Source organism: Streptomyces spiralis (assembly GCF_014654675.1).
GTDB classification, from domain to species: domain Bacteria; phylum Actinomycetota; class Actinomycetes; order Streptomycetales; family Streptomycetaceae; genus Streptomyces; species Streptomyces spiralis.
The window spans coordinates 1-12,192 of record NZ_BNBC01000010.1 but is presented as its reverse complement, the minus strand read 5'-3'; the positions used below and the strand labels follow the sequence as shown (position 1 = coordinate 12,192).

Sequence of the window (12,192 nt, the reverse complement as noted above, 5' to 3'; positions counted from 1 at the left end):
GACCCTAACCACCGGGCCGTGCCGCTCACAGAAAGGAGATCACCATGGACACCATGCTCGCCGGACGCTTCCACCTGGACAGCAAGAAGTTCGCCGTGGAAGAGGTCCCGATCCCCGTGCCGGGCCCGGGCGAGGTCCTCATCGAGGTCAAGGCCGCCGGCGTCTGCCTCTCCGACGTCCACCTGCTCGACGGCTCCCTCGTCCCGCTGTTCGCCACCTCCGACACGGTCACCGTCGGCCACGAGGTCTCCGGTGTCATCCACACGCACGGCCCCGACCTCAAGCGCGGCCTGCCCGTCGGCACCCGCGTCACCCTGGAGGCCGGCAAGACCTGCGGCACGTGCGCCGGATGCGTGCGCCACCGCCCCTGCACCCAGATGCTCACCGCCGGCATCGACTACGACGGCGGCTGGGCCGAGTACGTGATCGCCCGCGAGGACACCCTCATCCCCATCCCCGACAGCCTCCCCTTCGACCAGGCCGCGATCATCCCCGACGCGGTCTCCACCCCCTACGCCGCCGTCGTCGCCACCGCGGGCGTCCGTGCCGCCCAGTCCGTCGGCGTCTGGGGAGTCGGCGGAGTCGGCGCGCACAACGTACGCCTCGCCCGTCTGGTCGGCGCCGCCCCGATCATCGCCGTCGACCCGCTGCCCAGCGCCCGCGAGCGCGCCCTGGCCTTCGGCGCGGACCTCGCGCTCGACCCGGCAGCCCCCGACTTCGCCGACCAGGTCCGCGCAGCCACCGGCGGACGCGGCCTGGACTTCGCCTTCGACTGCGCCGGCGTCCCCGCCGTCCGCGACCAGGCCGCCTCCGTGCTCGGCCTGGGCGGCTCCCTGATCCTGGTGGGCATCACACCCCGGCCCCTGACCATCACCGAGGGCCTGACCTTCAACTACCTGCAGAAGCAGGTGCGCGGCCACTACGGCGGCTTCCCCGAGTCCGTCTCCGAGCTGGTGCAGCTGACCGCGGCCGGCCGCCTCGACCTGGCCCCCTCCATCACCGACCACATCCCGCTCGTCGAAGCCGCCGACGCCGTCCACCGACTGGAGAACAAGATCGGCGACCCGATCCGCCTCATCCTCGTCCCCTGACGCCCGTCAGCAGGACACCAAGCCACCCTGGGCAGGGGTGAGTGGGCGCCGGTGCGTGAGGGAGCACCGGCGCCCACGGCTTTCCGGCAACCGTGGAGAGACAGAACCATGCAGACGACCGACACCCCGGGCCGTACTTCGCGGCGCAAGGATGCTCACTCCAACCGCCGACGCATCCTCGCGACCGCCCGGCAGAAACTGCGGGAGGACCCGGACGCGAGCCTCGACAGCATCTCTCAGGCAGCCGGCGTCGCCCGGCGCACCCTCTACGGACACTTCCCCAGCCGGCATGCGCTGATCGCCGACCTGACACGGGAAGCAGGCCGTGAACTCCGGCAGGCGTTCGCCAGAGCCCGTACCGCGGATGCCGACCCGGTCGAGGCGATGACACGGATGGTGCTGGCGGCATGGCCGGTGGGCGGCCATTACCGCGTGCTCATCGCCTTGGGACGGCGCCATCTGGGAGAGGACGCGATCCGCACCACCCTGGCACCGGCCCGCGCAGAAGCCGTCGCAACCCTACGGCGCGGTCAGCGCGAAGGCGTCTTCGCGGACCACCTTCCTGCACCCGTCCTCGCCCAAGCGCTGGAGGCCCTCATGCTGGCCCTCGCCGAGGAGAACGCCGCATGCTCGTGGGCGGACCCCACTGGTGAGGCCGCGGCCACCGCGTTCCTCGTCGCCGCCGGCGTAGCGCCACAGAGGGCCGCGCTTCAGGTGCAGGAGGTCATCGGGCGAGATCGGGCAGCGGACGCCGGGTGACCTCGTGGGCGTCGTCCGCAGCGAGGCCGAGCATGCGCAGGACCATCTCGGCCAGGTCGGAGGCGGCCTCGTCGCCGTCGAGGTCCGGGCGGTCCAGCCGCAGAGCCACCAGGGACAGCAGGGTGCCGCCCAGGGCGGACAGGGCGGTGGTCGCGTTGCCGCAGGTGAAACGACCTGAGGCGATGCCGATCTCCAGGTCGCGCAGGGCGCGTGGGGCGAGGCCGCGGTCGGAGTGGATGTGCGCCAGGCCGCGGTCGCGCAGGATCCGCATGAGTTCCGGGTGGGAGTCGGCCATCCGGGCGGTGAGCCGGAAGCCGACCGCGACCAGCTCGGCCGGGTCGTCGATGCCTTCCACGCGCTCGTCGATGACCTGCCCGAACTCCTCCAGGGCGTCCGTCACCGCCGCGTCGAACAGCTCCGTCTTCGACTCGAAGTGGTTGTAGAAGGACCCGAAGCCGACATCGGCGCGCTCGGCGATGGCCTGGATGCTCGCGCTGGTGTCCCCGGTTTCCGCGAGGATCTGCCGGGCCGCGCGGACGAGCGCCTGGCGGGTCTCCGCGCGGCGTCGCTCGAAGCGGTTCTTGGGCGGGGCTGACGTCGGCATACGGGCCAGTGTAACCACCGCAACGATGGCACTGCCATTACTGATGAGATCATCAACTATTTGGGCTGCACCTATTGACGGAGGGAAACAGCAGAGTTGATGATTTCCTCATTACGGCAGTGTTGCTTGGAGGACACCATGTCCCACATCCCCATTGACAAGGGCGGTCCTCTGACGCCCCACCAAGACCTCCACAGTGAGCAGGGCCCCCTACGCGGTGAACACCCCGGACGAGCCCGGAATCCCGTGATCAAAGTGGCGGACCTGGCCTGGCTGGAGTTCGAGAAGCCGGACCTGGACCGGGCCGAGGTGTTCGCCCGCGACTTCGGCTTCGCGATCGCCGCCCGCACCGAGCACGAGCTGTGGCTGCGCGGCACGTTCGCGGGCTCGCCCTGCATGGTCATCCGGCGCGGCCACGCCTCCCGCTTCCTCGGGCCCGCGTTCCGCGCGGCCGAACGGACCGATGTGGACCGGCTGGCCGCCGCCGTCGGAAACACCGTCCGGGACATCGACGTCCCCGGCGGCGGCCGGTCGGTCGCCCTGTTCGATCCCTCGGGGCTCCCGGTCCGGGTGGTGCACTGCGCCGAGCCGCTTCCCGCGCTGCCCGGGCAGCAGCCGCTGGTCCTCAACACCGGCATCGAAGGCCGTCGTACGAACACCACCCAGCGACCGCCCCGTGAGCCGTCCCGCATCCAGCGCCTCGGCCACGTGGTGCTGGAGACGAGGACGTTCACCCACACCCTGGACTGGTACCTGGACACCCTCGGGATGATCGTGTCCGACTTCCTTTTCCTGGACGGGCAGCGCCGTCGCGGGCCGACCATGGCGTTCATCCGCTGCGACCAGGGCAGCACGCCCGTGGACCACCACACCCTCGCCCTGCACCTCGGGCCGGGCACCGGTTACGTCCACTCCGCCTACCAGGTCACCGACCTCGACGCGATCGCCGCCGGTGGGGAGTACCTGGCCGAGCGCGGCTACCGGCGCAGCTGGGGCATCGGCCGGCACATCCAGGGCAGCCAGCTCTTCGACTACTGGCGCGACCCCGACCGCTTCATGCTGGAGCACTTCGCCGACGGCGACCTGTTCTCCTGCGACCTCGAACCCGGATGGGCGCCGATGTCGGCGAGCGGACTGGCCCAGTGGGGCCCGCCGGTCACGCGTGACTTCCTGGGCGCGAGCCCGTCCCCGTCCAAGCTGCGCGAGGTCATGAGGGCCCTGCGCGACGACAACGAACTCGACCCCGCACGCCTGCTGGGCCTGATGAAAGCGATGAGCTCATGAGCACCAACGTGCTGCGCACCACCGACGGCTGGTGGGCTGTCCGCGACGAGCGCGCCGTCCGCATCGAGACCGAGGCGGTCACCACCGCCGAACTGCTCGCCGACCGGGCCGCCGTCCGGGAGGCCGCCGCCTCCGGCGAGAGCGGCACACCCGTCGCCGACCTGGTGGCGCTGCCTCCGGTCACCACCCCGTGCCGGGTGGTCGCCCAGATGGTCAACTACCGCAGCCACGCCAAGGACTCGGGCTTCACGGGCGACATACCGCCCACCTTCTTCCGCAAGGCGTCCGGTTCGGTCAGCGGCCCGCACGACGCGATCGTCCGCCCGGCACACGTGAACTTCCTCGACTACGAGGTGGAACTCGGCCTCGTCATGGGCGCGACGATCCCGGTGGGCACAGTTGTGGAGGAGCAGGACCTTCCTTCGTATGTCGCCGGGCTCGTCCTCACCAATGACGTCAGTGCCCGCGACGTACAGCTGACCAAGACGCAGTTCTACGAGAGCAAGTCCTACCCGACCTTCACCCCGACGGGTCCGTACCTGGCCCTGCTGGAGCCGGAGGACTTCGACCGTCTGATCGACCTGCGACTGCGGCTGTCGGTGAACGGCGTACCGCGTCAGGACCGCACACTGGCCGACATGATCGTGCGGCCCGCGCAGGCCCTCACCCTGCTCGCCCGCTTCCAGACCCTCGACCCGGGCGACCTGCTGCTGACCGGTACGCCCGGCGGCACCGCCCTGAAGGCCCCGCCCAAGCCGGTCGAGAAGATCGCCGCGCTGCTGCCGCCCGCGCTGAAGTGGAAGGCGTTCTTCAACGGCCAGGCCAAGAACCCCCGGTATCTGCGCGACGGTGACCTCGTCACCGCCTCGATCGCCACCCCCGACGGGCGGATCGACCTGGGCGAGCAGCGGACCGCTGTGGCGGACGCGACGTGAGCGCCGCATCCCGGAGACCGGTAGTGATCATCGGCACGGGACCCGTAGGAGTCACGGCCGCGCTCCTGCTCGCCCGGCACGGAGTGCCCAGCCTGCTCCTCGAACGCCACCGGGACATTTACCCCCTGCCGCGCGCAGTCGTCGTGGACGACGAGGTCCGCCGCATCCTGCAGAGCGTCGGCGTCCACGAGGAGTTCGCCACTCTCGCCAGGCCGGCGCCCGGGTTGCGGTTGCTGGACGCCCGGCGCCGCGTGATCGCCGAGTTCCCACGGTCCCTGCACGGCCACCACGGCTTCCCGCAGACCAGCATGTTCGACCAGCCAGAGCTGGAACGGCTGCTGCGCGACGCCCTGGCCCGTCGCCCCGAGTGCGAGCTGCGAGGCGGGGTGGAGGTCGTGTCCGTCAGCCAGGACACCGACCGAACGGCTCCGGTCCGGGTCACCTTCCGCCGCGACGGCAGCGATGAGGACGAGCACGTGTGGGCCGACGCCGTCCTCGGCTGCGACGGCGCGGGCAGCATCACCCGCGACGCCATCGGCGCCGTGTGGGAGGACCTGCACTTCGAGGAGAGCTGGCGGGTCATCGACGTGCGCACGAGCCTCCCGGTGCGCACCTGGGAAGGCGCCGAGCAGATCTGCTGCCCCACCCGCCCGGCCACCTTCATGCGAGTCGGCGAAGACCGCTACCGCTGGGAGTTCCGATTGGCCGAGGGTGAGACCTTGGACGGCCCGAAAGAGCTGGAACAGCTGCACGAGCTGGTCGCCCCCTGGGTCGACCTGCCGTCCGCTGCCCACGGGGGCGGGGGCGACGACTTCGAGGTGATCCGGCAGGCGCGGTACACCTTCCGTGCCCGCCTCGCCGACCGGTGGCGCCGCGGACGCGTCTTCCTGCTCGGCGACGCCGCCCACCTCACCCCGCCCTTCATCGGGCAGGGCCTGTGCGCGGGCCTGCGCGACGCCCGCAACCTCACCTGGAAACTCGCCCGCGTCCTTCAGCAGGGCGCGGACGACCGACTGCTGGACACCTACCAGCAGGAACGCAAGCCGCACGCCCGCCACGTGATCCGTGTCGCGGTCGCCGTCGGCTGGGCCATGACCGGCGGACAGGACCGCGGTGCGGCCATCCGCCGGGCCGTCGTGGGCGCGGCCTGCCGCATCCCCGGTGTGACCGCGGCGGTGAGCCGCGACCTCAGTCCCGCACTGACCGCCAATCCGCTGGTACGACGCCGCCCCCGGCTGACCGGCCGCTCACTGGCCGGCACCTTCTGCCCGCAACCCTGGGTGATCGTCGACGGCAGGCGAGAGCGCCTCGACGACATCCTCGGGGACTCCTTCGCCGTGCTGACCGCCCTGCCGCCCACGGCACGGATGACGGGCGTGGCCACGGCCCTGGGCGCATCCGTGATCCATGTCGGCGACCTGGACGACGACGGCACGCTGGCCGCCTGGCTGTCACGCGGCCGGGCGGACGCCGTCCTCCTGCGCCCCGACCGCGTCGTGATGGACACCGTCCCCACCGGCACCGGCGACTTCACCGACACCGCCGCCTGGGCCCCGTTGCTGCACACGGCCCGCCGCCCCGCCGAAGCCCGGCCCGCACCCTGACGAGGAACAGCACACCATGACCACCCCGCACTCCACGCCCTGTCCGGAGCCCTTCCTCCCGCCCGACCCCCGAGCGGCCGCCGGCAGCCGCATCGCGGACTTCGCCCGCTGGGCCGCCCGACACCAGGGCGCCGAAGGGATTCCGGACCCGACCGACTACCAGGCCCTGCACCACTGGTCCGTCACGGACCTGGAAGGATTCTGGGCCGCGGTGTGGGAGTACTTCGACATCGACGCCACCACTCCGTACGAGCGGGTGCTGGCCGAGGAAGCCATGCCCGGCGCACGCTGGTTCCCCGGCGCCACCCTCAACTACGCCCACCACGCACTGCGCAACCTGCACCCGGACGCCCCCGCGGTCACCGCGCTGGACGAGACCGGAGCCGGCTACGAGATCACGGGCCGACAGCTCCGCGCCCAGGTCGCCTCCGTCGCGGCCACCCTGCGCGACATGGGCGTCGGACAGGGCGACCGGGTGGTCGGCTACCTGCCCAACACCCCCCACGCCGTCATCGCCTTCCTCGCCACCGCCAGCCTGGGCGCGGTGTGGTCCGTGTGCGGCCAGGACTACGCACCCAAGGCCGCCGCCGACCGCTTCGCCCAGCTCGAACCCACGGTGCTCATCACGGCGGACGGCTACCTCTTCAACGGCACCCGCCACGACCGCCGCGCCGCCTCCCTCGACCTCGCCGCCGCCCTTCCCACGCTCAAGGCCACGGTCCTCGTGGATCACCTGGGCCTCGCGTGGCCCGCGACCCGGGCCGCGAGGTTGACGGTGCCCTGGGAGGACGCGGCCGGCCGCGCCGAGTACCTCACCATCACTCCGGTGCCGTTCGACCACCCGCTGTGGATCGTCTTCTCCTCCGGCACCACCGGGCTGCCCAAGGGCATCGTCCACGGCCACGGAGGCGTCCTGCTGGAGCACCTCAAGACCCTCGGCCTGCACAGCGACCTGGGCGTCGGAGACCGACTGCTGTGGTACACCACCACGCACTGGATGATGTGGAACCTGGTCGTCTCCACCCTGCTGACCGGCGCCGCCACCTGCACCTACGAGGGCAGCCCCGCGCCGGTGGCGCGCCCGGACGTCCTGTGGGAGCTGGCGGCCCGCCACAAGGTCACCGTCTTCGGCACCAGCCCCCAGTATCTGCTGGCCATGGCCAAGCTCGGCGTCGACCCCGCCGTGCACGACCTTTCGGCGATCCGCGTCATCGGCAGCACCGGCTCCGCCCTGCCGGCCTCCGCCTACCCCTGGGTCCGCGACCACGTCGGCGCAGGCGTCCAGCTGGCCTCCACCAGCGGCGGCACGGACGTCGTCTCCGGCTTCGCCGGCAGCGCCCCCACCACTCCGGTGTGGGCGGGTGAACTGTCGGCCCCCAACCTCGGCGTGGCGCTCGCGGCGTACGACGGCGCGGGACGGCCGGTCGTCGACCAGGTCGGCGAACTGGTCGTCACCCGGCCCATGCCGTCCATGCCGCTGTACTTCTGGAACGACCCCGACGGCAGCCGCTACCGCGACGCCTACTTCAGCGCCTGCCCGGGCGTGTGGCGGCACGGCGACTGGATCACCCTCACCTCCCACGGCTCGGTGATCGTGCACGGCCGCTCCGACGCCACCCTCAACCGCAACGGCGTACGCCTGGGCAGCGCCGACATCCACGACATCGTCGAACACCTCCCTGAGATCGCCGAGGCCCTCGTCATCGGGGCGGAGGAACCCGACGGCGGCTACTGGATGCCGCTCTTCGTGGTCCTCGCCGACGGGACCGTCCTGGACGAGTCCCTGTGCGAGAAGATCCGCGAGGCGATCCGCACCGGCGCCTCGCCCCGCCACGTCCCCGACGAGATCCTCGCCGTACCGGCCATCCCGCACACGAAGACCGGCAAGAAGCTCGAGGTCCCCGTCAAGCGCCTCCTCCAGGGCGCCCGCGCCGACCAGGTCCTCAACCACGCCGCGGTCGACAACCCCGACCTGATCGCCTACTTCGCCGGCCTGGGCGCCGAACGCCGCCGGCTCCGCCACCCGCGCACCCCTGAGGGCGTCTCGTGATCCTCTCCGCCTCGCTGACCTGTCTCATCGCATTGATCTTCGCCCTGCTGGGCGCGGCCAAGATTCTGGCCCTGGGTCCGATGCCCGAGCTGGCCGCCCACGCCGGCTTCACCACTGCGGCCTACCGGGTCATCGGCGGGCTGGAGCTGGCGGGCGCCATCGGCGTGGCCCTCGGCCCGGTCGTACCGCTGTGCGGTGGCCTGGCCGGCATCGGACTGCTGATGCTGCTCGCCGGTGCCGTGACCACGCACGTACGCAAGGGCGACGGGCTGACCAAACTCCTCCCCGCGGTGACATGCGCTGCTTTGGTCGCCTGGTATCTCGTACTCCTCGCCGGCCCCTGACCCGTTCCGGGGGACTGTCAGCCTCCACTCGTCCTGTTAGCGAGCCCACGACGGGGCTGGCAGACTGAATCTGTGGTTCCGCTGATGGTCGCGGCGGATCAGATCGCGTCCTCATCGCTTACAGGCGCCAGTGTGGTGTCAGCCTGCGCACTGCTCTTCACCGTCGCGTCGTTCTGGTGGCTCAACGCCCGACAGGGACGCCTGCAGGCGTGGGAACCTCATTCCTTCGCGGCGATCGTCCACGGTTCCACGGCACGCCTACGACTGCCGCTCGTCCTGCACAACACCGGTCCCAAACCGATCGTCGTGCAGGACCTCATCCTGACCTTCCCTGATGAGCCTGCCTCTCATCTGCCGCTCCTGTGGGTGTCCTCCCCGTCCCGGCTCCAACCGGGTCCGGACGAGGAGGCGAGGCTGCCGGCGGGATTCGTCGTGCCCGGCAGAGAAGCGCAACAGCTCTTCCTCGAGTTCGAGGCACCGTTTTCCGGCTTCCTCCCGGAGGCCCGTGACTACAAGACCCAGATACAGGTGCGGGTCGGCCACTGCAAGGGTTGGCGCCCCTTGCTGACGTTCAGCTTGAGGGCCGCCAACATCATCGATCCAGATCGCCACACCGTTTACAACAACGCACCGCTCGAGCTGACGAAGGAAGACCAGAAAAGAGCGGATGCCGCGCTCCTCGAACTGCTGGAAGAGCACGGGGACGGCTCCCCTCCGGGCGGCAGGAGACAGGGAGACCCTTCGAATGACGAAGGTGACGCCGGCACGAGCCGCTGACATCGCCGTCCGTCCTCCGACGTGGACAGCGGTGGCACCGGCCCCGCCGGTGCCACCACAGCCACCGCACCGATCACTCGCGCCAGTCGACGCAACCGGCCGCCGCGAGGTCGGCGCTCAAGCTCCGCATCGATGCGTGTGATCAGCCGGCCCAAGTCCCACTGTGCTCCGGGAGGACCTCCTCAGGATCAACTGGACCCGCGGCCCGGGCCATCCACGACGGCGACCTTTGACACACCGCCCGGGGACACGGCATCGGGAAGCTGTGGTGCTGGTGATCGGCGCGTCGCCGCAGGCCTCGTCCCTGCTGTGGTTCGGGCTGCGGCGACGCGGGGGGCCGGTCCGCGTGCCCCGGTTGCAGCAGGGACGGCTCCTCGCGGCGTCCCGAATCGTCCCCTGTGCTTCGGGACGCCGACTCGTTCCTCGGCGTGATCACCCAGGCGAAACGGCCTGTTCGCGGCACTTTGCTTACCTCGCATGGGTCGGTCCCAGGTCCACGTCGGTGTGGGTCTGCAAGCGTCCGCATCCTCACAGCCGCGGTGCAACGTATCCATTACTTGGAGGGGCGGCGTATCAGTGGCGGAGGGGCTGCTCTTGCCTCATGACCTCGGCCATCTGCCGCCGGGCGACAGACAGCGCAGTGTCCAGCCGGCGGATGCCGGTGACCACACACAGCGTGTAGACCGCGTCCTCGAGCCGACGGGCGGTCTCGGCGCCGTCGGCGGCCTGCGTCGCGATCACCGTCGTCGAGCTCGTCGACCCCTTCTCCCCAGGACGGTCCTGACAGCGCGAGCCTGCCGGGATGCAGCGAGCCGTGCGCCTGGCAGGGGGTATTTCGCCCTCGTGAGCAGGACCGTCACCAGGGGATCTCGCCCTCGTCGGAGAAGAAGCGGCCCGTCGGGCCGTCGTCCGGGACGGTGGCCAGGCGGATCGCGGAGACCGCGCCCAGCTGCGGGGTGCGCACCCCCTGGAAGGCGTTGAGGTCGGTGGCCGTGTAGCCGGGGCAGACGGCGTTGATCAGGATGTTCGTGGCGGCCAGCTCCTTGGCGTACTGCACCGTGACGGCGTTGAGGAACGTCTTCGACGGCGCGTAGGCGGCGGAGATCGGGCCCGTCTCGGCGCCGGGCGTGGTCTGCAGCGTGAGGGAGCCGACACTGCTGGAGACGTTCACGATCCGCGGCGACGGGGAGCGGCGCAGCAGCGGCAGCAGGGCGTTGGTGACGCGGATGACGCCGATGACGTTGGTCTCCACGGCCGCCCGCACCCGGTCCGGATCGACCCTGGTGGGTTCCTGCGGACCGCCGCCGGTGATGCCCGCGTTGTTGACCAGCACGTCGAGCCGTCCGGCCCGCTCCTCGATCAGCCGGGCCGCCGCGGTCACGCTCGAGTCGTCCGTCACGTCCAGCGGCACCCCGAACGCGTTGATCCCGCCCGCGCGCAGCTTCGCCACGGCGGCCTCGCGCCGCGCCTCGTCCCGCGCACCGACCCCGATCTTCCAGCCGAGAGCGCCGAGTCCGGCGGCGATCTCGTACCCGATGCCCTTGTTGGCGCCGGTCACCAGCGCGACCTTCTGCTCACCGGGCTGTCCGTCGACCTGTTCACCGACGATGTTCGTCTCGTTCGTTTCGCTCATGCCTCCGATGGTTCTCCCGCGCCCCGCGGCGGGTCCAAGACCGATCGGGTGGGCGGCGATACCGGCCGGGTATCGCCCCTGGTCGGCCGGGTTACGCTGGCGGGGTGGAGACACGTGAGCTGCGGTACTTCGTGGCGGTCGCCGAGGAACTGCACTTCGGCCGGGCCGCGCAACGGCTCGGGATCGCCCAGCCCCCGCTGTCGCGGGCGATCGCCGGGCTGGAACGGCGTCTGGGGGCCGCCCTCCTGGAGCGCGGCAGCCGGGGCGTCACGCTGACCGGGGCCGGGGCGGTGCTGCTGCGGGAGGCGCGGGCCGCGCTGGACGCCGTCGAGGCGGCCGAGCGGCGCACCCGCCGGGCAGCCCTCGCCGGGACCGGCCGCCCCGCCGTGGTCCTTGCCGCGAAGGCCGGCGCCTCCAGCGAACTGCTGGCGAAGCTCCTCGACGCCTACGCGGCCGAACCCGGCGCGGTCACCGTGGACGTGCTCCTGTGCGGGCCGGGCGAGCAGGCGCCGGTGCTGCGCGACGGCCGGGCCGATGTGGCGCTGCTGCACCGGCCGTTCGACGACACGGCCGGTTTCGAGACCGAGGAACTGCACACCGAGGGCCAGGTCGCGATCCTCCCGGCGGGACATCCACTCGGCACGCGGACGGAGTTGCGGCTCGGCGAGATCACCGGCCTGCCGGATCTGCCCCTGCCCCGCTGGCCCCGCCCCGACGGCACCTTCCCGGACGGACCCGGTCCGCAGGTGCGCGACCACACCCAGCTGACCCAGCTCATCGCCCTCGGCCGGGCCTGCGCGATCGTCCCGGAGACGGGCCGCGCCGGCCTGGCAGAGGGCCTGACCGCCGTACCGGTCGTCGACGCACCGCGCGTCACGACGGTCATCGCCTGGCCCCCGCACAGCCGCTCCACGGCCGTCGCGGGTCTGATCCGCGCGGCGACCGCGCTGTGACCGCCGCCCTGATGGCGCTCTTTGAATTTGGCTCTGCATCCAATCGGTGCGGTAGATCTCCCGGTTGTAGCTCGACTCCCTCATCGTGGAGACGAACTTGGAGTACATCGCCTTCACGTACTCCAGCGTCACCTCGTCGTTCTCGGTGATGGCCCGCT

Annotated in this window: 12 protein-coding genes; 9 read left to right on the top strand and 3 right to left on the bottom strand. The window is 71.3% G+C overall.

The window, feature by feature from the left end; all coding sequences use genetic code 11:
• Positions 1–44 precede the first annotated feature (44 nt).
• A complete protein-coding gene (locus IE318_RS12870) occupies positions 45–1,091 on the top strand; it encodes a zinc-binding dehydrogenase (protein ID WP_189899813.1) in 1,047 nt (348 codons plus the stop codon).
• A 108-nt stretch (positions 1,092–1,199) separates the two neighbouring features.
• On the top strand, positions 1,200–1,850 hold the full coding sequence (locus tag IE318_RS12865; RefSeq protein ID WP_189899811.1) for a TetR/AcrR family transcriptional regulator: 651 nt from the start codon (positions 1,200–1,202) through the stop codon (positions 1,848–1,850).
• Here IE318_RS12865 and IE318_RS12860 read toward each other — a convergent pair.
• Positions 1,816–2,454, bottom strand: coding sequence for a TetR/AcrR family transcriptional regulator (locus IE318_RS12860; RefSeq protein WP_189899809.1), 639 nt, complete (start codon positions 2,452–2,454; stop codon positions 1,816–1,818). The two genes, IE318_RS12865 and IE318_RS12860, sit on opposite strands and share 35 nt — an antisense overlap.
• 138 nt (positions 2,455–2,592) lie before the next feature.
• Here IE318_RS12860 and IE318_RS12855 point away from each other — a divergent pair, with 138 nt between their 5' ends.
• The 6 genes from IE318_RS12855 (at position 2,593) to IE318_RS12830 (ending at position 9,448) form a co-directional block, all read left to right on the top strand.
• Positions 2,593–3,738: a VOC family protein gene (locus IE318_RS12855; RefSeq protein WP_189899807.1), complete on the top strand. Its 1,146-nt coding sequence runs from the start codon at positions 2,593–2,595 to the stop codon at positions 3,736–3,738.
• Positions 3,735–4,673: a fumarylacetoacetate hydrolase family protein gene (locus tag IE318_RS12850; protein ID WP_189899805.1), complete on the top strand. Its 939-nt coding sequence runs from the start codon at positions 3,735–3,737 to the stop codon at positions 4,671–4,673. Before IE318_RS12855 ends, IE318_RS12850 begins: the two co-directional genes overlap by 4 nt.
• Positions 4,670–6,277, top strand: a complete 1,608-nt coding sequence (gene mhpA / locus IE318_RS12845) for a bifunctional 3-(3-hydroxy-phenyl)propionate/3-hydroxycinnamic acid hydroxylase MhpA (RefSeq protein WP_189899802.1) — start codon at positions 4,670–4,672, stop codon at positions 6,275–6,277. The genes IE318_RS12850 and mhpA overlap by 4 nt, the downstream gene beginning before the upstream one ends.
• 16 nt (positions 6,278–6,293) lie before the next feature.
• Positions 6,294–8,327, top strand: coding sequence for an acetoacetate--CoA ligase (locus IE318_RS12840; RefSeq protein WP_189899800.1), 2,034 nt, complete (start codon positions 6,294–6,296; stop codon positions 8,325–8,327).
• Positions 8,324–8,671: a DoxX family protein gene (locus IE318_RS12835; RefSeq protein WP_189899798.1), complete on the top strand. Its 348-nt coding sequence runs from the start codon at positions 8,324–8,326 to the stop codon at positions 8,669–8,671. The genes IE318_RS12840 and IE318_RS12835 overlap by 4 nt, the downstream gene beginning before the upstream one ends.
• A gap of 72 nt (positions 8,672–8,743) precedes the next feature.
• Positions 8,744–9,448, top strand: a complete 705-nt coding sequence (locus tag IE318_RS12830; RefSeq protein WP_189899796.1) for a hypothetical protein — start codon at positions 8,744–8,746, stop codon at positions 9,446–9,448.
• 573 nt (positions 9,449–10,021) lie between these two features.
• Here the strand turns inward: IE318_RS12830 and IE318_RS12825 are convergent.
• Both IE318_RS12825 and IE318_RS12820 read right to left on the bottom strand, forming a co-directional pair.
• Positions 10,022–10,189, bottom strand: a complete 168-nt coding sequence (locus IE318_RS12825; protein ID WP_229903488.1) for a DUF5133 domain-containing protein — start codon at positions 10,187–10,189, stop codon at positions 10,022–10,024.
• 115 nt (positions 10,190–10,304) lie between these two features.
• A complete protein-coding gene (locus IE318_RS12820; protein ID WP_229903487.1) occupies positions 10,305–11,081 on the bottom strand; it encodes an SDR family oxidoreductase in 777 nt (258 codons plus the stop codon).
• Positions 11,082–11,185: 104 nt separating this feature from the next.
• Here IE318_RS12820 and IE318_RS12815 point away from each other — a divergent pair, with 104 nt between their 5' ends.
• Positions 11,186–12,034 (top strand): LysR family transcriptional regulator, encoded by an 849-nt coding sequence (locus IE318_RS12815; protein ID WP_189899794.1) that lies wholly within the window; start codon positions 11,186–11,188, stop codon positions 12,032–12,034.
• The last annotated feature ends 158 nt before the right edge of the window (positions 12,035–12,192 follow it).

Bases quoted from the DNA above. Each gene is read 5' to 3' on its own strand.
- IE318_RS12870 (WP_189899813.1), top strand. From the start codon at position 45: ATGGACACCATGCTCGCCGGACGCTTCCACCTGGACAGCAAGAAGTTC.
- IE318_RS12865 (WP_189899811.1), top strand. From the start codon at position 1,200: ATGCAGACGACCGACACCCCGGGCCGTACTTCGCGGCGCAAGGATGCT.
- IE318_RS12860 (WP_189899809.1), bottom strand. From the start codon at position 2,454: ATGCCGACGTCAGCCCCGCCCAAGAACCGCTTCGAGCGACGCCGCGCG.
- IE318_RS12855 (WP_189899807.1), top strand. From the start codon at position 2,593: ATGTCCCACATCCCCATTGACAAGGGCGGTCCTCTGACGCCCCACCAA.
- IE318_RS12850 (WP_189899805.1), top strand. From the start codon at position 3,735: ATGAGCACCAACGTGCTGCGCACCACCGACGGCTGGTGGGCTGTCCGC.
- IE318_RS12840 (WP_189899800.1), top strand. From the start codon at position 6,294: ATGACCACCCCGCACTCCACGCCCTGTCCGGAGCCCTTCCTCCCGCCC.
- IE318_RS12820 (WP_229903487.1), bottom strand. From the start codon at position 11,081: ATGAGCGAAACGAACGAGACGAACATCGTCGGTGAACAGGTCGACGGA.